The organism is Pedococcus soli (assembly GCF_054782575.1).
Genome location: NZ_BAAGSF010000004.1, coordinates 366,467 through 385,458, shown reverse-complemented (window position 1 = coordinate 385,458; position 18,992 = coordinate 366,467). Strand labels below are relative to the sequence as shown.

Annotated in this window: 21 protein-coding genes; 8 read left to right on the top strand and 13 right to left on the bottom strand. The window is 72.4% G+C overall.

Features of this window, described 5'->3' with window-relative positions; all coding sequences use genetic code 11:
* Positions 1-152 precede the first annotated feature (152 nt).
* Entirely contained in the window at positions 153-488 is a 336-nt protein-coding gene (locus tag ACYVKF_RS07810) for a WhiB family transcriptional regulator (RefSeq protein WP_460966014.1), read from the top strand.
* Between the two features lie 91 nt (positions 489-579).
* On the opposite strand, the gene ACYVKF_RS07805 is transcribed toward ACYVKF_RS07810, so the two are convergent.
* Genes ACYVKF_RS07805 through ACYVKF_RS07795 form a run of 3 tightly spaced genes read right to left on the bottom strand, consistent with a single transcriptional unit; the run spans position 580 to position 3,539 of the window.
* Positions 580-1,752 carry an ArsA family ATPase gene (locus tag ACYVKF_RS07805; protein WP_460966012.1) on the bottom strand — a complete coding sequence of 391 codons (1,173 nt, stop codon included), beginning with the start codon at positions 1,750-1,752 and terminating at the stop codon, positions 580-582.
* Positions 1,752-2,756 carry an ArsA-related P-loop ATPase gene (locus ACYVKF_RS07800; protein WP_056915774.1) on the bottom strand — a complete coding sequence of 335 codons (1,005 nt, stop codon included), beginning with the start codon at positions 2,754-2,756 and terminating at the stop codon, positions 1,752-1,754. Before ACYVKF_RS07800 ends, ACYVKF_RS07805 begins: the two co-directional genes overlap by 1 nt.
* Before the next feature lie 9 nt (positions 2,757-2,765).
* On the bottom strand, positions 2,766-3,539 hold the full coding sequence (locus ACYVKF_RS07795; protein ID WP_460966010.1) for an alpha/beta hydrolase family protein: 774 nt from the start codon (positions 3,537-3,539) through the stop codon (positions 2,766-2,768).
* 36 nt (positions 3,540-3,575) lie between these two features.
* Between ACYVKF_RS07795 and ACYVKF_RS07790 the strand changes: the two genes are divergently transcribed.
* From ACYVKF_RS07790 to ACYVKF_RS07775, 4 genes are read left to right on the top strand one after another with little or no spacing between them, the layout of a single operon-like run.
* Entirely contained in the window at positions 3,576-3,731 is a 156-nt protein-coding gene (locus ACYVKF_RS07790) for a DUF4177 domain-containing protein (RefSeq protein ID WP_140742397.1), read from the top strand.
* Between the two features lies 1 nt (position 3,732).
* On the top strand, positions 3,733-4,209 hold the full coding sequence (locus ACYVKF_RS07785) for a RidA family protein (RefSeq protein ID WP_056915772.1): 477 nt from the start codon (positions 3,733-3,735) through the stop codon (positions 4,207-4,209).
* Positions 4,210-4,236: 27 nt separating this feature from the next.
* Positions 4,237-5,073, top strand: coding sequence for an NUDIX hydrolase (locus ACYVKF_RS07780; protein ID WP_157581420.1), 837 nt, complete (start codon positions 4,237-4,239; stop codon positions 5,071-5,073).
* Positions 5,070-5,891, top strand: coding sequence for an MBL fold metallo-hydrolase (locus ACYVKF_RS07775; protein WP_460966007.1), 822 nt, complete (start codon positions 5,070-5,072; stop codon positions 5,889-5,891). Before ACYVKF_RS07780 ends, ACYVKF_RS07775 begins: the two co-directional genes overlap by 4 nt.
* 45 nt (positions 5,892-5,936) lie before the next feature.
* On the opposite strand, the gene ACYVKF_RS07770 is transcribed toward ACYVKF_RS07775, so the two are convergent.
* On the bottom strand, positions 5,937-6,614 hold the full coding sequence (locus tag ACYVKF_RS07770; protein ID WP_056915769.1) for a Crp/Fnr family transcriptional regulator: 678 nt from the start codon (positions 6,612-6,614) through the stop codon (positions 5,937-5,939).
* Between the two features lie 155 nt (positions 6,615-6,769).
* On the opposite strand from ACYVKF_RS07770, the gene nth reads away from it, so the two are divergent.
* Genes nth through ACYVKF_RS07755 form a run of 3 tightly spaced genes read left to right on the top strand, consistent with a single transcriptional unit; the run spans position 6,770 to position 9,398 of the window.
* Positions 6,770-7,483 carry an endonuclease III gene (nth, locus tag ACYVKF_RS07765; protein WP_460966911.1) on the top strand — a complete coding sequence of 238 codons (714 nt, stop codon included), beginning with the start codon at positions 6,770-6,772 and terminating at the stop codon, positions 7,481-7,483.
* Complete coding sequence (locus ACYVKF_RS07760) at positions 7,480-8,187, top strand: NUDIX hydrolase (protein ID WP_460966005.1); 708 nt, start codon at positions 7,480-7,482, stop codon at positions 8,185-8,187. Before nth ends, ACYVKF_RS07760 begins: the two co-directional genes overlap by 4 nt.
* Complete coding sequence (locus ACYVKF_RS07755) at positions 8,187-9,398, top strand: MarP family serine protease (protein WP_460966003.1); 1,212 nt, start codon at positions 8,187-8,189, stop codon at positions 9,396-9,398. Before ACYVKF_RS07760 ends, ACYVKF_RS07755 begins: the two co-directional genes overlap by 1 nt.
* A 7-nt stretch (positions 9,399-9,405) precedes the next feature.
* On the opposite strand, the gene ACYVKF_RS07750 is transcribed toward ACYVKF_RS07755, so the two are convergent.
* The 9 genes from ACYVKF_RS07750 to ACYVKF_RS07710 all read right to left on the bottom strand — a co-directional run bounded on the left by ACYVKF_RS07750 (position 9,406) and on the right by ACYVKF_RS07710 (position 18,956).
* Positions 9,406-10,320 (bottom strand): alpha/beta fold hydrolase, encoded by a 915-nt coding sequence (locus ACYVKF_RS07750; RefSeq protein WP_460966001.1) that lies wholly within the window; start codon positions 10,318-10,320, stop codon positions 9,406-9,408.
* A gap of 28 nt (positions 10,321-10,348) precedes the next feature.
* Positions 10,349-10,750 carry a phage holin family protein gene (locus tag ACYVKF_RS07745; RefSeq protein WP_460965998.1) on the bottom strand — a complete coding sequence of 134 codons (402 nt, stop codon included), beginning with the start codon at positions 10,748-10,750 and terminating at the stop codon, positions 10,349-10,351.
* A gap of 52 nt (positions 10,751-10,802) precedes the next feature.
* The gene (nhaA, locus tag ACYVKF_RS07740) at positions 10,803-12,155 is read right to left on the bottom strand and encodes a Na+/H+ antiporter NhaA (RefSeq protein ID WP_056915764.1); all 1,353 of its coding nucleotides are present in this window, start codon (positions 12,153-12,155) and stop codon (positions 10,803-10,805) included.
* Positions 12,156-12,279: 124 nt separating this feature from the next.
* Complete coding sequence (locus tag ACYVKF_RS07735; protein WP_460965995.1) at positions 12,280-12,843, bottom strand: NADPH-dependent FMN reductase; 564 nt, start codon at positions 12,841-12,843, stop codon at positions 12,280-12,282.
* 141 nt (positions 12,844-12,984) lie between these two features.
* Positions 12,985-13,404, bottom strand: a complete 420-nt coding sequence (locus ACYVKF_RS07730) for an acyl-CoA thioesterase (protein ID WP_082580672.1) — start codon at positions 13,402-13,404, stop codon at positions 12,985-12,987.
* The gene (locus ACYVKF_RS07725; RefSeq protein WP_460965993.1) at positions 13,401-15,842 is read right to left on the bottom strand and encodes a bifunctional salicylyl-CoA 5-hydroxylase/oxidoreductase; all 2,442 of its coding nucleotides are present in this window, start codon (positions 15,840-15,842) and stop codon (positions 13,401-13,403) included. Before ACYVKF_RS07725 ends, ACYVKF_RS07730 begins: the two co-directional genes overlap by 4 nt.
* A complete protein-coding gene (locus tag ACYVKF_RS07720; RefSeq protein ID WP_460965991.1) occupies positions 15,839-17,515 on the bottom strand; it encodes an AMP-binding protein in 1,677 nt (558 codons plus the stop codon). Before ACYVKF_RS07720 ends, ACYVKF_RS07725 begins: the two co-directional genes overlap by 4 nt.
* Positions 17,515-18,474 (bottom strand): acyl-CoA thioesterase, encoded by a 960-nt coding sequence (locus ACYVKF_RS07715; RefSeq protein ID WP_460965989.1) that lies wholly within the window; start codon positions 18,472-18,474, stop codon positions 17,515-17,517. The genes ACYVKF_RS07720 and ACYVKF_RS07715 overlap by 1 nt, the downstream gene beginning before the upstream one ends.
* A complete protein-coding gene (locus ACYVKF_RS07710; protein ID WP_056915760.1) occupies positions 18,471-18,956 on the bottom strand; it encodes a cupin domain-containing protein in 486 nt (161 codons plus the stop codon). The genes ACYVKF_RS07715 and ACYVKF_RS07710 overlap by 4 nt, the downstream gene beginning before the upstream one ends.
* Positions 18,957-18,992 lie beyond the last annotated feature (36 nt).

Sequence of the window (18,992 nt, the reverse complement as noted above, 5' to 3'; positions counted from 1 at the left end):
GGTTCGGAATGACTAGTCCCTTTGGCCCTCGCAGAACTACACGAATGGGCCATGTCGTTGCAGTCCCCACCTTCCTATCGTTTCTCAAACATTGGAACAGTCATGAGGCGCAACCGCAGCCGCCTTGTTCTGCAGCATCTGGAGGCACTGAGATGACGATCGCACCAGCGCGACCCACCCGATCGGGTGCGGCGGGTACTGGATGGGTCGAGGACTGGGCGCCCTTGGGCTCCTGCTCCACCGCCGACCCCGACGCCCTCTTCGTCCAGGGAGCCGCCCAGCAGACCGCCAAGGTCGTCTGCCAGCGGTGCCCGGTCATCGCCGAGTGCCTCGCCGACGCCCTCGACAACCGCACCGAGTTCGGTGTCTGGGGAGGGATGACGGAGCGCGAGCGCCGCGCCCTGCTCAAGCGCCGACCCAACATCACCTCCTGGGCGAACCTGTTCGCCGCGGCCCGTGGCCAGTCCCGGGACGAGGAGAGCGCCTGACCCCGCGCGCACAGCACGACCCCGCACGACCGAGCCCGAGCCGGCGCCTTCCCCCCCGAGGCGGCCGGCTCGTCGGCGTTCCGGGGTGGGCTCAGCCCCCGGTGAGGGAGGCCGCCACCGCGCGCAGCCCGGCGAGGTCGTGGATGTCCTGGGCCGCGGCCGGCACCTCCACGAGGGGTATGCCGGGGTGCCCGGCGGTGAACCGGCTCACCTGCCGCTCCTGCCGCTCGGCGGTCTCGGCGAGGACGGCGTGCAGGCGCAGCAGTCCCTCGGTCTCGGCGCTGGTCGCGCTGCGGTCCGGGCCCTCCGCGTCGGCGAGCTGGTCGGCGGCGGCCAGGGCCCGTGAGGCGCGCAGCGACGGTGCGGCCACCCGCTGGATGCGGTTGACGACGAGTCCGGCGAGCGGCATGTGCTCCTCGTCGAGGCGCCCGGCGAAGTACGACGCCTCCCGCAGCGCGTCGCGTTCGGGGGCGGCCACGACGACGAACGCCGTCTCGGAGTTCTTGAGCAGCGCGTAGGTCTGGTCCGCGCGCTCGCGGAACCCGCCGAACATGGTGTCGAGCGCCGCGACGAAGGTCTGCACGTCCTGGAGGAGCTGGCCGCCCAGCAGCTTGGACATCGTGCTCGTCACCATCGTCACGCCGACGCTGAACACTTTGAAGCCGGCTCGCCCCCCGGCCTTGGCCGGGGCGGTCATCAGCCGGATGAACCGGCCGTCGAGGAAGGACCCCAGGCGCTTGGGCGCGTCGAGGAAGTCCAGCGCCGAGCGCGACGGCGGGGTGTCGACGACGACGAGGTCCCACCGCCCGGTGCGGTCGGCCTCGGCCCGCAGCTGGCCGAGCTTCTCCATCGCCATGTACTCCTGCGTCCCCGCGAACGAGCTCGACACGGCTTGGTAGAACGGGTTCGCGAGGATCTGGGCGGCCTTCTCCGGGGTGGCGTGCTGCTCGACCACCTCGTCGAAGGTGCGCTTCATGTCGAGCATCATCGCGTCCAGGGAGCCGCCCCCGGCGCCGGCGCCCTCGACGGGGCGCGGGGTGTTGTCGAGCTCGGTCAGCCCGAGCGACTGGGCCAGGCGCCGGGCCGGGTCGATGGTGAGGACGACGACCTTGCGACCGTGCTCGGCGGCCCACAGGCCCATGGCCGCCGCCGTCGTGGTCTTGCCGACCCCGCCGGCGCCGCAGCAGACGACGATGCGGGTGGCCGGGTCGGTGAGCAGCGCGGCGACGTCGAGGCCGTGCCCGGTGGTGGTGCGGGCGGCCATCAGATCATCCCCTGCTCGGCGACGGCGTCGGCAAGGACGGAGATGCCGCCGCCCTCGGTGCCCTCGGGCAGGAGCGGCAGGCGGACCGTGAGGCGTCCCTGCTCGGCGAGGATCGCGTCCTGCTCGCGTTCGAGGGCCACCCGGTCCGCGTGCTGGCCGGCGTCGACGAGCAGGCCGGCGACGACACCGGCGGTCGCCTTGACCCCCACGGACGCGAGGTCCGCGGCGACACCCTCGGCGAGCTTGGCCGTCCGGCCGCCCCGCACCGACCTCAGGGCCTTGTCGGACAGGAGCGGGTCGCGCAGCTGGTTGACGACGATCGCCCCGAGGGGCAGGTCGGCCGCCCGCAGGTCCCTGAGGGCGTCGACGGTCTCCTGGACCGGCATCTCCTCGAGCAGCGTCACCACGTGGACCGCGGTCGTGTGGCTGCGCATCATCCGGGTGATCGAGTCGGCCTGGCTGTGGATGGGCCCCACCTTGGCCACGTCGGCCACCTCGGCGTTGACGTTGAGGAACCGCACCACGCGCCCGGTCGGTGGGGCGTCGAGCACGACCGCGTCGTACGCGAGGGCACCCGAGCGCCCGGCCCGGCGCCCGGCGGCCTCGTAGACCTTGCCGATGAGAAGGACGTCGCGCAGGCCTGGCGCGATGGTGGTCGCGAAGTCGACCGCCCCGAACTTGTCGAGCAGGCCCATGGCCCGGCCCACCTTGTAGAACTTCTGGAGGTACTCGCCCAGCGACTGCTTGGCGTCGACGGAGATCGCCCAGACCTCACCGCCGCTGCGGTCGTGGACGACCCGCGTCTCGGTGTGGCCGAGCGGCGGGACGTCGAACGTCTGCGAGATGCCCTGCCGCTCCTCGACCTCGACCAGCAGGACGCGCTTGCCCTGCCGCGACAGCCCGAGGGCCAGGGCGGCTGCGACGGTCGTCTTGCCGGTGCCGCCCTTGCCCGTCACCACGTGCAGGCGGACCTTGGACAGGTCGGGCAGGGCGCGCTCTGGCATGCGCCCAGACTAGGAGGCGAGCAGGTCCACCGCCGCGGCGACCTCGGCGAACGCCGGGTGCTCCGGGTCGATCAGCCCGTAATGGCCCCCGCCGGCCACGGGGGTGAGGCGCACCGACGGGCCGCGGTGCGCCGCGGCATACCGCTCGCTCAGCTCGAAGGGCACCACGTCGTCGTCCCGCGCGTGCACGAGCACGACGGGGACGGACGGCGGCAGGACCGCCGGGTCGGCGGCGGCATACGCCTGCGGCACCTCCTCGGGGGAGCCCCCGAGGAACGCCGGTATGGCGTCGCCACCCACCTGCGTCGCCGCGCCGTGCGCGAGGTCCACGACGCCGGCGAGGCTCACGGCCCCGCGCAGCCCGTGCGCCCACGGCTGGGCGGCGGCCCACGTGACGAGCTGACCCCCCGCGGAGTGGCCGACGAGCACGGGCGGGTGGGCGAGGTCGGGGTCGCGGCGGATGGCGGTGAGGGCTGCAGCGACGTCCTGTGCGGTGCCGGGCCAGCCACCACCGGGCATGCCGGGCCTGCGGTACTCGACCACGGCGACGGGGTAACCCGCGTCGGCGAAGGCCTGGGCCTGGCGGCTGGCGTGGCCCCGGTCGTACTCCGCCCGCCAGAAGCCGCCGTGCACGATGACGACGGTCAGCGAGCGCGTGAGGCGCTTCGGGAGGCGCACGTCGTAGACCTGCGCGTCGTCGTCGCCGTAGGACGTCGTGCGGGTCGGTGCGGCCGCCCGCTCGTCGAGAACCTCGATGGGGCTCCGGTCCGCAGCAGTGGCCATGCACCCATCCTGCCAGCGGTGGCTAGGCTGCGGACCATGCAGAAATGGGAGTACGCGACCGTGCCGCTGATCGTGCACGCGACCAAGCAGATCCTCGACCAGTGGGGTGAGGACGGCTGGGAGCTCGTCCAGGTCCTCACCGGCCCCGACGGCAACGGACTGGTCGCCTACCTGAAGCGGGAGAAAGCCTGACATGAGCAGAGTCGAAGACCGTCTGGCCGAGCTCGGCCTGACCGTGCCCGAGGTCGCCAAGCCGGTGGCCGCCTACGTCCCGGCGATCCAGGACGGACGCCGGATCTACACCTCCGGGCAGCTGCCCATGGTGTCCGGAGCCCTGGCCGAGACCGGCAAGGTCGGCGTGGGCGAGGGCCTGGTGTCCCCGGAGCGGGCCGCCGAGCTCGCGCAGATCTGCGCGCTCAACGCCATCGCCGCCGTCAAGGGCCTCGTCGGCGACCTCGACAAGGTGACGCAGGTGGTCAAGCTCGTCGGGTTCGTGGCGTCCGACCCCTCGTTCACCGGCCAGCCCGGGGTCATCAACGGGGCCAGCGAGCTCATGGGCAAGGCCTTCGGGGACGCCGGCATCCACGCCCGGTCCGCCGTCGGTGTGGCCGTGCTGCCGCTCGACGCCCCCGTCGAGGTCGAGATCGTCGTCGCCCTCGCGGACGACTGAGCAGCCGAGACCCGAGGTACTGACGCGGTGCTCCGCGACTTCCCGATCAGCGAGTCACCGTCCCTGCGTGCGCGCATCGACGAGTGGCTCGCTGATCCGGACCCCTCGTCCTCCCCGACGCCACGGCTCGCGGCGACCGTGATGTTCGTCCGTGATGCGGCGGCCGGCGTGGAGGTGTTCATGCTCCGGCGGGTCGCGACGATGGCGTTCGCCCCGCGCATGATGGTGTTCCCCGGTGGTGGCGTCGACAGCCGCGACGCCGAGGAGTCGCTGCCGTGGGCGGGCCCCTCGCCCGCCGAGTGGGCCTCCCGCCTGCGCGTGGACGAGAGCCGTGCCCGGGAGCTCGTCGCCGCCGCCGTGCGCGAGGTGTTCGAGGAGTGCGGGGTCCTGCTCGCGGGCCCGACGCCCGACTCCATCGTCGAGGACGTCGCGAGCGAGCACTGGCGTGAGCAGCGCCGCCGCCTGCTCGACCGCGAGGCGTCGCTGTCCCAGGTCCTGCAGGAGCACGGCCTCCTGCTGCGCTCGGACCTGCTCGGCTACCGCGCCCACTGGGTGACCCCGGTGTTCGAGGCCCGCCGCTACGACACGCGCTTCTTCACCGCCGCCGTCCCTTCCGGCCACCGTGCCGACGACCAGACCACCGAGGCGGACCTCGCGGCCTGGGTGCGCCCCGCCGAGCTGCTGCAGGCGTGGGAGAGCGGCGAGGCGCTGATGCTTCCACCCACCGTCGTGGCCGTCGAGGAGGTGGCCGCCGCCGCGTCCGCGGCCGAGTTCATCGCCGAGCAGCCCGTCATCGAGACCGTCCAGCCCGAGCTCGTCGACACCGGTTCCGGCCTGGTGATGCGGGCCGACCTCCCGCGATGAGTGCGGTCGCGCCTGCCCCCTCGGCGGCGCCAGGGGAGTGGCGCGGAGGCCAGGTGACCGACCGGGCGCTGTGCGTCCTGTGCCCCAACCCCGGCCCGATGACCCTCGACGGCACCAACACCTGGGTGCTGCTCGAACCCGGCTCCAGCGAGGCCCTCGTCATCGACCCCGGCCCGCTGCACGAGCCCCACCTGCAGGCCGTGGTCGCGGCGGTCGCCGACCGCGGCGCCCGCGTGGCCCAGACGATCCTCACCCACGGCCACGCCGACCACGCCGAGGGTGCCGGGCGCTTCGCCGAGCTCACCGGCGCCCCCACCCGCGCGGTCGGCCGCGGCCACGACGACCTCGGCGACGGCGCCGTCGTCTCGGCCGGCGGGCTCGAGCTGCGGGTCGTGGCAACCCCTGGGCACACCTCCGACTCCCTGTCGTTCGCGCTCCCCGCCGACCACGTTCTCCTCACCGGCGACACGGTCCTGGGTCGCGGCACCACGGTGGTCGCGCACCCCGACGGTGAGCTGGCGGCATACCTCTCGTCGTTGGAGCGGATCGCGGCGCTCACCGGGGGTGGCGCCGTGACCTCGATCCTGCCCGGTCACGGACCGGTCGTGCCCGACGCCTCAGCCATGGTCGCCTTCTACCGGCAGCACCGGGCCGAACGGCTCGAACAGGTGCGGCAGGCGCTCGCGGACGGTGCTGCGCAGGCGGCCGACCCGGTCCGGGCCGTGGTCGAGACGGTGTATGCCGACGTGCCCCGCGAGGTCTGGCCGGCGGCGGCCCAGAGCGTGGCAGCGCAGCTGGAGTACCTGCGCACTCGTTGAGCGGAGCTCCCACAACCGACCAGGGGGCCGGCGGGGTTCCGAGGGCTAGCGGGCGCGGCGCTTGAGGCGCTCGACGTCCATGATGAGCACGGCCCGGGCCTCGAGCCGGAGCCAGCCACGGGTCGCGAAGTCGGCCAGGGCCTTGTTGACCGTCTCGCGGGAGGCGCCGACCAGCTGGGCGAGCTCCTCCTGGGTGAGGTCGTGGGCGACGAGGATGCCCTCCTCGACCGGACGGCCGAACCGGGCCGAGAGGTCGAGCAGCGCCTTGGCGACGCGGCCGGGGACGTCGGTGAAGACGAGGTCGGCGAGGTTCTCGTTGGTGCGGCGCAGGCGCTGGGCCAGCGCGGCGAGCAGGACCTTGGCGACGGCGGGGCGGCCGTTGAGCAGGCCGTTGAGGTCTTCGTTGCCGATGCCGAGCAGCTGGGTCTCGGCGACCGCGGTGGCGGTCATCGTGCGCGGACCGGGGTCGAACAGGCTGAGCTCACCGAACATCTCGCCCGGGCCGAGGATGGCGACGAGGTTCTCGCGCCCGTCGCTGCTGCGTCGACCGAGCTTCACCTTGCCCTCACGGATGACGTAGAGACGGTCGCCCTGGTCGCCCTCGGAGAAGAGCACGTCGCCGCGCTCGAGGCGCGTCTGCGTCATCGACTGCATCAGCGTCGAGGACGCCTCCTCGTCGAGGGCAGCGAACAGCGGGGCTCTTCTCACCACATCGTGATCCACGGGCGACAGTGTGCCACGTCGTCGTCAGGCCCGACCCGTAGGCTGAACGGGTGTCCGAGACCGCACGCAAGCCTGCCCGTACGCCTGCCCGCAAGCCTGCCTCCACACCGCTCCGGGAGGAGTCGCCGGTCGCGCTCACCCGGCGGGCCCGGCGGATGTACCGCGAGCTCCACGAGCACTATCCGTACGCCCACTGCGAGCTCGACTTCGAGAACCCGCTGCAGCTGCTCGTGGCCACGGTGCTGTCGGCCCAGACCACCGACGTCATGGTCAACAAGGTGACGCCGCAGCTCTTCGCGCGCTACCCCGATGCGGCGGCGCTGGCCGGCGCCGACCGGGAGGAGATGGAGGTGCTGCTCAAGCCGACCGGCTTCTTCCGCGCCAAGACCAACTCGGTGATGAAGCTCGGGGCCGAGCTCGTCGAACGCTTCGACGGGGAGGTCCCGCCCCGGATGAAGGACCTCGTGACCCTGCCGGGCGTCGGCCGCAAGACCGCCAACGTCGTGCTGGGGAACGCGTTCGGCATCCCCGGGATCACGGTCGACACCCACTTCGGACGGCTCGTTCGCCGGTTCGGCTGGACCGACGAGGAGGACCCGGTCAAGGTCGAGTCGGCCGTGGGTGCGCTGATCCCGCGCAAGGAGTGGACGATGCTCTCCCACGTCCTGATCTTCCACGGCCGGCGCACCTGTCAGGCGAAGAAGCCCGCCTGCGGCGCCTGCCCGATCGCGCGCCTCTGCCCCTCCTACGGCGTGGGCGAGACCGACCCGGCCAAGGCCGCGAAGCTGCTCAAGTTCGAGCTCGCCCCCGGTGCCGACAACCCGTATGCCGCGCCGGTCGCCGATGTCGTGGAAGCCGGCCGGGCGTGAGCGAGGGTTCCCCCGCGCACGCCCGTCCCGCGTGGATCGACCGTGCCCACCAGGGCATCTCCAGCGCCGACAGCGGCTTCTTCGACCAGTTCGCCCCGCCGCCGGCCGGCGGCCGGCGCTCCAGCGTCCTCATCCTCTTCGGGCCGAACCCGGCCGGTGGCGAGGACGTCGTCCTCACCGAGCGTGCCCACACCCTGCGCACCCAGCCCGGTGACATCTCCTTCCCCGGCGGCAAGCGCGAGCCGCACGATGCCTCCGACGCGGCGGCCGCCCTGCGGGAGGCGCAGGAGGAGGTCGGGATCGACCCGGACACGGTCGACGTGGTCGCCGAGCTGCCCGAGATCTACCTCAGCCCCCGCAGGTTCGTCGTCACCCCCGTGCTGGCGTGGTGGCGCGAGCCGGGGCACGTGGACGGCATCGACCCCGGGGAGGTGCACCGGGCCGTGCGGGCGCCGCTGGCCGACCTGCTCGACCCCTCGGCCCGCTTCACCGTGACCCACCCCAGCGGGTATGTCGGGCCGGGGTTCGAGTTCGACGGGCTGTTCGTCTGGGGGTTCACCGCGGGCTTGTTGTCGGCCGTGCTCGATTTCGGCGGGCTGACCCTCCCGTGGGACCGTAGTGTCGAGCGGCCGCTCCCCGAGCGCTACCAGCCCGGTGGACGGCGTGACGCCCTGACCCAGACCGCGACGGAAGGCCGAGCCTGATGTTCCTCGGACTCTCCGTCCTGGACCTGCTCCTCATCGTGCTGCTGCTCAGCTACGCCGTGACCGGGTACCGGCAGGGCCTGGTGGTCAGCGTCCTGTCGCTCGCAGGGTTCCTCAGCGGTGGGGCGATCGCCATGTGGCTGCTGCCCATCGCCATCGGTTCGTGGAACGACCTGCAGAGCTCGCCGCTGCTGCGGTCCGTCGTCCTCATCGCCGGGGTGTTCATCCTCGCCTCGGCCGGCCAGGCCCTCGCCGTGACCGTGGGTGGCAGCCTGCGCTCGAAGCTCAAGGTCAAGCCCGCCCAGCGGTTCGACTCCGCGCTCGGCGCGGTCGCCGTCGTGGTCTCGGCGTCGGTCCTCGTGTGGTTCATCGCCGGTGCTCTGCGCGGTGGCGCCCCGGCACCGATCGCCAAGGCCATCGGCGAGTCCAAGGTCCTGAGCACGATCGACTCCGTAGTGCCGCCGGGCACCTCTCGCCTGTTCGCCGGCTTCCGCGAGGTGCTCGACCGTGAGGGCTTCCCGCGCGTCTTCGACGGCCTCGAGGCCGAGCGCATCGCCCCGGTCGACCCGCCCGACGACGCCGTGGCCCAGTCGCAGGGCGTGCGCGCCGCGGCCTCGTCGATCATCAAGATCACCGGCGTCGCCACCTCCTGCAACCGCGGCCAGGAGGGCAGTGGCTGGGTGGTCGCACCCGAGCGGGTCGTGACCAACGCCCACGTGGTCGCCGGTATGGAGCGCGCGACCCTGCGCATCCATGGCACCGGCCGCTCCTACACCGGGCAGGTCGTGGTGTTCGACGCCCGCCGCGACCTCGCGGTGCTCGCGGTGCCCGGACTGCCCGCCGACCCGTTGCAGCAGGGCCCCGACCTGGCCCGCGGCGACAGCGGGGTCGTCGCCGGGTTCCCCCTGGACGGTCCCTACCAGCTCGACGCCGCCCGCGTCCGTGAGGTCGTCGACGCCCGTGGCTCCGACATCTACGGACGTCCCGGCACCAGCCGCGAGGTCTACTCCCTCTTCGCCAAGGTCCGGCCCGGCAACTCCGGCGGCCCGCTGCTGTCGACCGACGGCAAGGTCGTCGGTGTCATCTTCGCGAAGTCGCTCGACGACGACAGCACCGGTTACGCCCTGACGATGGACGAGGCCAAGCCGGTCCTCGACGCGGCCGCGAGCGCCTCGAGCCCGGTGGGCACCGGCGCCTGCGTCGCCGGCTGAGGTTCGCTCAGACGGGGAGGCCGTCGAGCCAGCGGACGAGGTGGTCGCTCACCACGTCCGGCGCCTCCTCGGGGAGGAAGTGCCCCGCGCCCGGCACCAGGGCACGCTCGTAGGGGCCCGTGCAGTACGCCTGGGAGCCGCCGGCGGTCGCCCGGAGCACGGCGCCGTCGCGCTCACCGTGCAGCTGCAGCACCGGCACCGTGATCGGCTTCTTCATGGTCGCGGCGAACCGCCAGCCGTCGGGACGGGCCTGGCTGCGCACCAGCCAGCGGTAGTACTCGGCGGCGGAGTGGGCGACGAACGGCAGGGCCATCGCGTCGGCGTAGACCTTGGCCTCCTCCGGCGAGGGCCAGATGCCCTCCGGCGAGGCCCACTCGCGCAGCAGCCGCTGCACGTAACCGCCGTGCACCGTCATCTGCCTTTCGGGGACGAACGGCCGCTGCAGCCCGCCGAGGTAGGCGTTGGCCCTGGCCTGGCGGGGACTGCTGAAGGACGCCTTCCGGAAGACGAGGGGGTGCGGCATCGACAGCGACGCGACCGCTCGCGTCACCGTGGGCTGCAGCACGGGCATGCTCCACGCGATCCAGCCGCCCCAGCCGTGGCCGACGACCGCCGCCCGTGACGCCCCGAGGGACCTCAGGACGCTGGCGACGTCCGTGGCCGAGGTCCGGGTGTCGTACCCGCGCGGGGGCTTGTCCGACGCGCCATACCCGCGCAGGTCCATCGCGCACGCGCGGTAGCCGGCGTCGGCGAGCGCCTGCATCTGGTGCCGCCACGCCCACCAGAACTGCGGGAAGCCGTGCAGGAGCAGCACGACCGGTCCCTCGCCCTGCTCGGCGACGTGGAAGCGCGCACCGTTGGCCGCGACGAAGCGGTGCTCCCACGGCCCGTCGATCAGGGCCATCGAGGCATCGGGAGTCATGCGGGGAGTATGCCGTGCGGCCGGGTCCTCAGTCGCCGGACTTGAGGGCCTGGACCGTCTCCTGGGCGTTCTTGATGGTGCGCTCGGGCTTGCCGTTGATGTTGGCGATGTTCCGCTTGCCGACCAGCGCCAGCACGGCGGCGACGGCGAAGAGCAGCCCGGTGGTGATGAGGTAGCCGGCCCACTCGGGCAGCCAGATGTCGAGCACGGCCACGATCGTGTGGAACAGGAAGATCAGGCCCAGCAGGCCGACGAAGGCCGCCGCCCCGAACATCGCCGCGCTCCTGCCCGCGGTCTTGGCCTCGGTGGTGATCTCCGCCTTCGCGAGGGCGATCTCGCTGCGGACGATCGTGGACATGTCGTGGGTGGCGTCGGCCACCAGCTGTCCGAGCGTGCGCTCGGGGCTTCCCTGGGTGGACTGGGTGGCCATAGGTGCCCTCACCTCTGCTTCCGTGGCTGCCGGGGGTTCCGGCGCCCCAACCCTAACCGCGTGGGCGGCCCGTCACATCCGCGCCCGCGTCCCTGCCCTGGAACGCGTCGGGGATGCCGTCGCCGTCGTCGTCCCGGGACTCCAGCTCCTCGAGCCGCCGGTACACCCGGTTGCGGGTCCTCAGCACGCCGGTCGCGAGCACGGCCGCGAGGAGCGACCCGGCGAGGACCCCGAGCTTGACGTGCTCGTCGCGGGGGCTGCCGGCGCCGAAGGCGAGCTCGCCCACGAGCAGCGACACGGTGAAGCCGATGCCGGCGAGCAGGGACAGGCCGACGACGTCCCACCAGGCGAGGTCGTCGTCGAGCTCGGCCCGCGTGAAGCGGGCGAACGCCCACGTCCCGCCGAAGACACCGACGAGCTTGCCCAGCACCAGCCCCAGCACCACGGCGAGCGCGGCCTCGTCGGCGAGCGTGTCGCCGAACCCGCCCCCGACCACCCGGACCCCGGCGGCGAAGAACGCGAACACCGGGACGGCGACCCCGGCCGACAGGGGCCGCAGCCGGTGCTCGAACCGCTGGGCCACGTCGACGTCCGCGTCCAGGGTGCTGAGCCGGGGCACCGAGGCACGCGGTCGCACCGGCACGACCAGGCCGAGCAGGACGCCGGCCACGGTGGCGTGGATCCCCGAGGCGTGCACCAGCCCCCACGTGGCGAGCGCGAGCGGCAGGAGCAGCCACCACCGGGCGATCCGACGCTGCGTCAGCCACGCGAACCCGGCCAGCGGCAGCAGGGCGAGGCCGAGCAGCGCGAGGTCGAGGCTCTCGGTGTAGAAGATGGCGATGATCGTGATGGCGACGAGGTCGTCGACCACGGCAAGGGTCAGCAGGAAGCTGCGCAGGGCCGAGGGCAGGTGCGTCCCGATGACCGCGAGGACGGCCAGGGCGAACGCGATGTCGGTGGCCGTCGGGATCGCCCAGCCGCGGAGGGCGTCGCCGTCGGCGCCCAGGAAGGTGACGGTCACCGCATACACGACTGCGGGGAGGGCGACGCCGCACAGCGCGGCGGCGACGGGCAGGGCGGCCTTCGCGGGGGTGCGCAGCTCGCCGACGAGGAACTCGCGCTTGAGCTCGAGCCCGGCGACGAAGAAGAAGATCGCGAGCAGGCCGTCGGCCGCCCACTGGCCGAGGGTGAGGTCGAGGTGCAGCACGTGCGGGCCGACCGTGAGGTCACGCAACGACGAGTAGGCCTCGAACCACGGGGAGTTCGCCCAGACGAGAGAGGCCACGGCGGCGGCGAGCAGGAGGGCGCCGCCGACGGTCTCGGTGCGCAGCGCGCCGGCGACGTGCTGCGCCTCGTGCCACGTGGTGCGGGCGAAGAGTCGGGGACGCAGGGGGTTCAGGCTCACGAAGGGCCTTTCGGGGTCGTCGGCAACGTCAAGACGCTGCCCACGAGCGCGGCAGCGACGCCGACCAGACTTCCCGGCTCACCACGTCAAGGGTATCGGGAGTGGCCGGCAGGGGCTGCGGCGTTCAGCTCGCGGACCGGGCGCCTGCGACCAGCTCGGCGAGCATCGCGCCGAGCGCCGCCTGCGCCGCGTCGTCCGCCCCGACCTCGCCCTCCTGGGTGAGGGTCTGCCCGAAGGAGAGCCCGGGTCCGTCGACGACCGTCATCTTCACGCGCTCGAGCGTCTGGCGCAGCGCCGACTTCGCGTACGACGCACCGTGCCAGCCGTACCCGACGAGACCGACGGGCAGTGCCTCCCACTCGGCGTAGAGGTAGTCGATCGCGTTCTTCAGGGCCGCGTTGTAGCCGCGGTTGTACTCCGGCATGACGAGGACCAGGGCATCGGTCGCCGAGATGGCCGCGGACCAGCGGCGGGTGTGGTCGTGGGCGTAGTTGCCGTCAGCGGGCTGCCCGGGCTCGTCGAGGAACGGCAGGGCGATCTCACGCAGGTCGTGGACCGTCACCTCGACCGGGCGCCCGTCCGGTGCGGTGAGGCCGTCGAGCGCCTCGACCACCCAGGCGGCGACGTGGTGCCCGATGCGGGTCGGACGGGTGCTGGCGATGACGACGGACACGCGGACGGGAGCCATGCCGGAAGCCTAGGGCCGGCCCTCCCGGCTCCCCCTCCTCGTTCGCCCCTCCTTCTCTCCGCGTTTTGGGTGCCTGGACGGTCGGGAATCCGACCGTCCAGGCACCCAAAGCGGCAAGAGAGAGCCGGGGTCGGGGTTGCCTCAACCGCGCAGACGCTGCACCCAGTCGGTGGGCCAGGGCGCGCTCGTCGGCCGGCCGGGCCCGGTGCGGTCGAGGTGGACCGTGACGTAGCGCCCCTTGGCCGCCCGGACCCGTTCGGCGCCCTCGAAGGCCTCGCCCCAGACCTCGAACGAGAACGTCATCGACGACGTGCCGAGCTCGGTGACCGCCACCGTCGTCGTCACCTCCTGCCCGAAGAACAGCGGGGCCTCGAAGTCGGCCTCGAACCGGACGCGAGGGGCGACCGGGAAGTAGCCGTCCAGGCCGCGCTCGCGCACCAGCGCGGCCTCGGTGGCCTCGACCAGCCTGGTGACCGTGCTGTTGTGGTAGATCCCGGCGGCGTCGGTGTCGATCCACTCGATGCGTGCTCGCTGCGTCGCGCTGGCGATGGGTTCCGTCACGCCGACACGGTCTCAGGCGCAGGCGTCCCCGTCGTGGACGGCCGCCAGCGCAGGTGGACGTCCTGTGCCTCGCCGTCACGCAGGAGGGCCAGCCGCGGCGGGACCTTGTCGGTGCGCGAGGTCGGGGGACGGCGACGACCGGCGGCCCACTGCACCGGCCACTGCGCCCCCGGGCCGGTGTGCTCCTGCTCGGCGGCGGCGTGCAGCGTCCACATCGGGTCGTAGAGGTGGGTGCGGCCCAGGGCGCAGAGGTCGGCGCGCCCCGCGAGCAGGATCGAGTTGACGTCGTCGTGCGACGAGATCGCGCCCACCGCGATGACCGCGACCCCCGCCGACCGGGCGACCTCGTGGCGGATCCGGTCGGCGAACGGCGTCTGGTACGACCGGCCGAACGCAGGCTTCTCGTCCTTGCTCACCTGGCCCGAGGACACGTCGATCGCAGCCGCGCCGTGCTCGATGAAGGCCCGGGCGATCTCGACGGCGTCGTGCTCGGTGTTGCCGTCCGGCATCCAGTCCGTGGCGGAGATGCGGACGGTGACCGGCACGCCGTCCGGCACGGCTCCGTGCACGGCGTCGAACACCTCGAGGGGGAAGCGCAGCCGGTTCTCCAGCGAGCCGCCGTACTCGTCGGTGCGGACGTTGGAGATCGGTGACAGGAAGGACGACAGCAGGTAGCCGTGCGCGGCGTGCACCTCGACGAGGTCGAACCCCGCCTCGATGCCACGACGGGTGGCGTCGCGGAAGTCGTCGACGATGCGGTCCATGTCGGCGCGGGTCATCTCGCGGGGGACGTGAGAGCCCTCGCCGTAGGGGAGCGCCGAGGGTCCGACGACCTCCCAGTTGTCCTCGGCGAGCGGCTCGTCCATGCCCTCCCACATGAGCCTGGTCGAACCCTTGCGCCCCGAGTGACCCAGCTGCAGCCCGATCCGGCCGGTGCTGTGGCCGTGCACAAAGCTCGTCACGCGCGCCCAGGCGTCGCGCTGCTCGTCGTTCCACAGACCGGGGCACCCCGGCGTGATCCGGCCCTCGGGCGAGACGCAGACCATCTCGGACATGACGAGGCCGGCGCCGCCGAGGGCCTTGGAGCCCAGGTGCACGAGGTGGAACTCGCCGGGCACGCCGTCGACGGCGGAGTACATGTCCATCGGGGACAGCACGATCCGGTTCTTGAGCTCCAGCGCGCCGATCCGCGTGGGCTGGAACATCGCGGGCGCCGACTCGTCGACCTCGCCGGCGACCGGGCTGCCGGGGCCGTGGGTCGTCCCTGCACCGGCACCCACCTGCCGCGCGAACGCGCCCTGGATGCGTGCGGCGAACTCGGTGTCGCGGTCCTTGAGGTTCTCGAAGGTGATCCGGCGCGAGCGGGTCAGCAGGTTGAAGACGAACTCGTCGGGGTCCTGGTCCGCGTACATGCCGATGTTCTCGAACCACTCGAGGCTGGCCTGCGCCGCACGCTGGGTCGACTCGACGACCGGCTTGCGCTCCTCCTGGTATGCCGCGAGAGCCGCCCCGACCGTGGGGTGCTCGTGCAGGCAGGCGGCGAGCGCCAGGGCGTCCTCCATGGCGAGCTTGGTGCCCGACCCGATGGAGAAGTGGGCCGTGTGTGCCGCGTCGCCGAGCAGGACGACGTTGCCGTCGTGCCACCGCTCGTTGCGGACCGTCGTGAAGCTCAGCCACTTGGAGTTGTTCGTCAGGATGTGGTGACCACCGAGGTCGTCGGCGAAGAGCTCGGCGACCCGCTCCACGGCATACTCGTCGGACACCCCGGGAGGGAACACCTCGCCCTCGGTGCGGTCGAGGCCGGCCCGGCGCCAGACGTCCTCGTGCATCTCGACGATGAACGTCGAACCCTTGTCGGAGTAGGGGTAGCCGTGGATCTGCATGGTCCCGAACTCGGTGTTCCGGACGATGAACTGGAAGGCCTCGAAGACCAGGTCGGTGCCGAACCAGATGTACTTGTTGTGGCGGCGGTCGAGGCTGGGGCCGAACACTTCGGCATACCGGGTCCGCACGGCCGAGTTGAGGCCGTCGGAGGCGACGACGAGGTCGTACTCCGCGCGCAGCTCGTCCGTGTCGGGGGCGTCGGTCCGGTAGTGGACCTCCACACCGAGCTCGGCCACCCGGGCCTGGAGGATGCGCAGCAGCTCCTTGCGGCTCATCGCCGCGAACCCCTGGCCGCCGATGGTCGACGAACGCCCGTCGATGGCGACGTCGATGTCGGTCCACCGGGCGAACTGCTGCTCCATCGCGCCGTAGATCACGGTGTCGGCGCTCTCGATCCCGCCGAGCGTCTCGTCGGAGAACACCACCCCGAACCCGAAGGTGTCGTCGGGGGCGTTGCGCTCCCAGACGGTCACCTCGTGCCCGGCGTCGAGCTGCTTCATCAGCGCGGCGAGGTACAGGCCTCCCGGCCCCCCGCCCACGATCGCGATCCTCATGAGGTCTCCTGCTCGGTGCGGACGGTCAGGTCGCGCAGCTTGAAGTGCTGGAGCTTGCCGCTGGTGTTGCGCGGCAGCTGGTCGACGAAGCGCACGCGGCGCGGGTACTTGTAGGGGGCCAGCGTCGCCTTGACGTGGTCCTGGATCTCGCGGGCCTTGGCGTCGTCGCCGACGACGCCCTCACGCAGGACGACGAACGCGCTCACGACCGATCCGCGTTCGGCGTCGGGTTCTCCCACGACGCCGGCCTCGACCACGTCGGGGTGTGCGTCGATCGCGGCCTCCACCTCGGGTGCGCCGATGTTGTAGCCCGAGGACACGATCATGCTGTCGGTGCGGGCGCGGTAGAAGAAGTAGCCGTCCTCGTCCTGCACGAAGGTGTCGCCGGTGACGTTCCAGCCGTCGACGACGTACCCGAGCTGCCGGTCGTCGTCGAGGTAGCGGCAGCCCACCGGTCCGATGACGGCGAGCCGCCCCTCGGTGCCGGGGGCGACGGGTCGGTCGTCGGGTCCGAGGATGGTGGCGCGGTAGCCGGGGACCGGCTTGCCCGTGCTGCCGGGGCGGATGTCGTCGCCGGCCGCGGAGATGAAGATGTGCAGCATCTCGGTGGCACCGATGCCGTCGACGATCGCCAGCCCGAGCTCGGAGCGGATCTGCTCCCAGACCTCCTGCGGGATGTGCTCGCCGGCGCTGACCGCCGTCCGCAGCCCGGCCAGCCTGGGCAGGTGGCCGGCCTTGATGATCTGCTTGTATGCCGTGGGGGCCGTGGCGAGGACGGTCACCCCGTGCTCCTGCACCAGCTCCGCGAGCTGGGCGGGCGTCGCCTGCTCGGTGACCAGCGCGCAGGCACCGGCCCGCAGCGTGAACACGACGAGCATGCCGAGGCCGAAGGTGAAGGCGAAGGGTGCGGTGCAGGCGACGACGTCGTCCTCGGTGAGGCGCAGGACGTGCCGGCCGAAGGTGTTGTCGATCGAGAGCACGTCGCGGTGGAAGTGCGTGGTGATCTTGGGGACCCCGGTGCTGCCCGAGGTGGGCCCGAACAGGGCGACGTCGTCGGCTGCGGTGTCGACGGCGGTGAACTCCCCGGACTTCGCAGTCACGCGTCGGGTGAGGTCCTCGTCGGTGTCGCCCCCGAAGGGGACCACGAGCAGCTCGGGGGCGACCGTCTCACGAACCGTCTCGACGTCCTCGGTGAACCGGTGGTCGACGAGCGCGATGCGGGGCCGGGTCTTCTCGACGATGGGGCCGAGCTCACGGGCCCGCAGCGCCGCCATCGTGGTGACGACCACCCCACCGGCCTTGAGGACGCCCAGCCACGCAGCCACCGTCCACGGGTTGTTGGGCGAGCGCAGGAGGACCCGGTTGCCGGGCACCAGCCCGAGGTCGTCGGTCAGGACCGCGGCGACCTGGTTGACCGTGCGCTGCAGCTCGCCGTAGCTCCAGACGGTCCCGTCGGGGGAGCGCAGGGCGGGCCGGTCCGGGCCGTGCTCGGCGATGGTGGCGTCGAGCAGCTCCACGGCGGCGTTGACCCGCTCGGGGTACTGCAGGTCCGGTGTCGTGAACTCCAGCACCGGCCACTGGTCCGCGGGCGGGAGGTGGTCACGCGCGAAGGTGTCGGTGTACCCGCTCGGCGAGAGGGCGGCGGGGGCGGGGGTGCTCGGAGTGGGCGACATCAGTGACCTCCCGGGGTGGCGCGGATCATGCCTTCCTGGACGACGGTCGCGAGGTGCTCGCCGTCGGGGGTGAAGAAGCGGCCGAGGCCGACACCGCGACCAGTGTCGGCGGCCACCGCCTCCTGCGCGTAGAGCAGCCAGCCGTCGAGCACGCCGGGCCCGGGTGCGCGGTGGAACCACATGGCGTGGTCGAGGCTCGCGGTCACGAGACCCGGCTGCGCCCACGGGAGGCCGAGGACCCGCAGCACCGGCTCGAGGATCGTGTAGTCGCACACGTAGGCTAGGGCGGCGAGGTCGCGCTGGGCGTGGGTGAGCCCCTCGACCGGACGCAACGCGTCGAACGGCTTGACCCACAACGCCTGGTGGGGCGTGCTGCCCCCGTCCACCTCGAGGTAGACCGGCCCCGGCACGTGCCGCATGTCGAAGCTGCGGCCGCCCGACCAGTACGCCCTGGACTCCTCCGTCATCGTCGAGTCCCCTCCCGGCGCCCGGTCCGCGAGGTATGCCGCAGAGCTGGGCAGCGTGTCCGGTGCGGGGACGCCGGGGGCCGGCTGCGCGGCATACGAACCTCCGGGCTCGCCGGCGGCGAAGCTGGCGAGGCAGGTGTAGGCGGCCTTGCCGTTCTGGAAGGCGCGGACCTGGCGGGTGGCGTAACCGCGCCCGTCGCGCAGCACCTCGACCTCGTAGGTGACCGGTGCGCCGATGTCGACCGGGCGCATGAAGTACGAGTGCATCGAGTGCATGGTCTTGCCGTCGGTCACGGTCAGCATCGCCGCGGCCGCCGCCTGGGCGACCATGTCGCCGCCGTACGCCTTGGGCCACGGGCACGGCTGCGTCGTCGCGGTGAAGGCGACGTCGAAGTGCTGCGCGGCGACAGGAACCAGCTCCAGCGCGCGAGTGAGGATCTCGGACGTCGGGGCGGGGTCCGGCTCGGAGCCCACGGGGCCTGCGGTCGTCACGGGCGGTCCACCCAGTGGCGCAGGTCGGTGTCGGCGACCTGGTCGAGGTTGACGACGATGTTCTCCGGGGTGCGGGTCGTCATCCAGGTCAGGGGGTTGTTGCGGTCGAGGTTGCACTCCACGTGCGGCATGAACGGCGGCACGAACACCCAGTCGCCCTCGGCCATGTCGAGGTAGTCCTCGAAGCGCTCGCCGAAGTAGATGCGGGCCCGGCCGGACAGGACGTAGCCGCCGGTCTCCGCCTCGCCGTGGTGGTGCGGCACCGAGCGGTAGCCGGCCTCGTTGCTCACCTTGCCGAACCACAGCCGCTGGGCCGGGGTGTGCTGGATGCTCACGCCGGAGATGCGGCTGGCGCCCCCGGACTGACCGGTGTCGCCGACCTCGCTGCCGCCGCGGGTGACCACGGGAACGACCAGGCCCGACTCGTTGGCGTACACCGAGTTGTCTCCCATGAGCTGGTACTTGCTGAAGTCGGGTTCCACGGTGGTCTCCTTCGTCGGGGGCGTGCGGCGGTCGGG

Bases quoted from the DNA above. Each gene is read 5' to 3' on its own strand.
- ACYVKF_RS07810 (WP_460966014.1), top strand. From the start codon at position 153: ATGACGATCGCACCAGCGCGACCCACCCGATCGGGTGCGGCGGGTACT.
- ACYVKF_RS07805 (WP_460966012.1), bottom strand. From the start codon at position 1,752: ATGGCCGCCCGCACCACCACCGGGCACGGCCTCGACGTCGCCGCGCTG.
- ACYVKF_RS07800 (WP_056915774.1), bottom strand. From the start codon at position 2,756: ATGCCAGAGCGCGCCCTGCCCGACCTGTCCAAGGTCCGCCTGCACGTG.
- ACYVKF_RS07795 (WP_460966010.1), bottom strand. From the start codon at position 3,539: ATGGCCACTGCTGCGGACCGGAGCCCCATCGAGGTTCTCGACGAGCGG.
- ACYVKF_RS07790 (WP_140742397.1), top strand. From the start codon at position 3,576: ATGCAGAAATGGGAGTACGCGACCGTGCCGCTGATCGTGCACGCGACC.
- ACYVKF_RS07785 (WP_056915772.1), top strand. From the start codon at position 3,733: ATGAGCAGAGTCGAAGACCGTCTGGCCGAGCTCGGCCTGACCGTGCCC.
- ACYVKF_RS07775 (WP_460966007.1), top strand. From the start codon at position 5,070: ATGAGTGCGGTCGCGCCTGCCCCCTCGGCGGCGCCAGGGGAGTGGCGC.
- nth (WP_460966911.1), top strand. From the start codon at position 6,770: ATGTACCGCGAGCTCCACGAGCACTATCCGTACGCCCACTGCGAGCTC.
- ACYVKF_RS07755 (WP_460966003.1), top strand. From the start codon at position 8,187: ATGTTCCTCGGACTCTCCGTCCTGGACCTGCTCCTCATCGTGCTGCTG.
- ACYVKF_RS07750 (WP_460966001.1), bottom strand. From the start codon at position 10,320: ATGACTCCCGATGCCTCGATGGCCCTGATCGACGGGCCGTGGGAGCAC.
- ACYVKF_RS07745 (WP_460965998.1), bottom strand. From the start codon at position 10,750: ATGGCCACCCAGTCCACCCAGGGAAGCCCCGAGCGCACGCTCGGACAG.
- ACYVKF_RS07735 (WP_460965995.1), bottom strand. From the start codon at position 12,843: ATGGCTCCCGTCCGCGTGTCCGTCGTCATCGCCAGCACCCGTCCGACC.
- ACYVKF_RS07725 (WP_460965993.1), bottom strand. From the start codon at position 15,842: ATGAGGATCGCGATCGTGGGCGGGGGGCCGGGAGGCCTGTACCTCGCC.
- ACYVKF_RS07720 (WP_460965991.1), bottom strand. From the start codon at position 17,515: ATGTCGCCCACTCCGAGCACCCCCGCCCCCGCCGCCCTCTCGCCGAGC.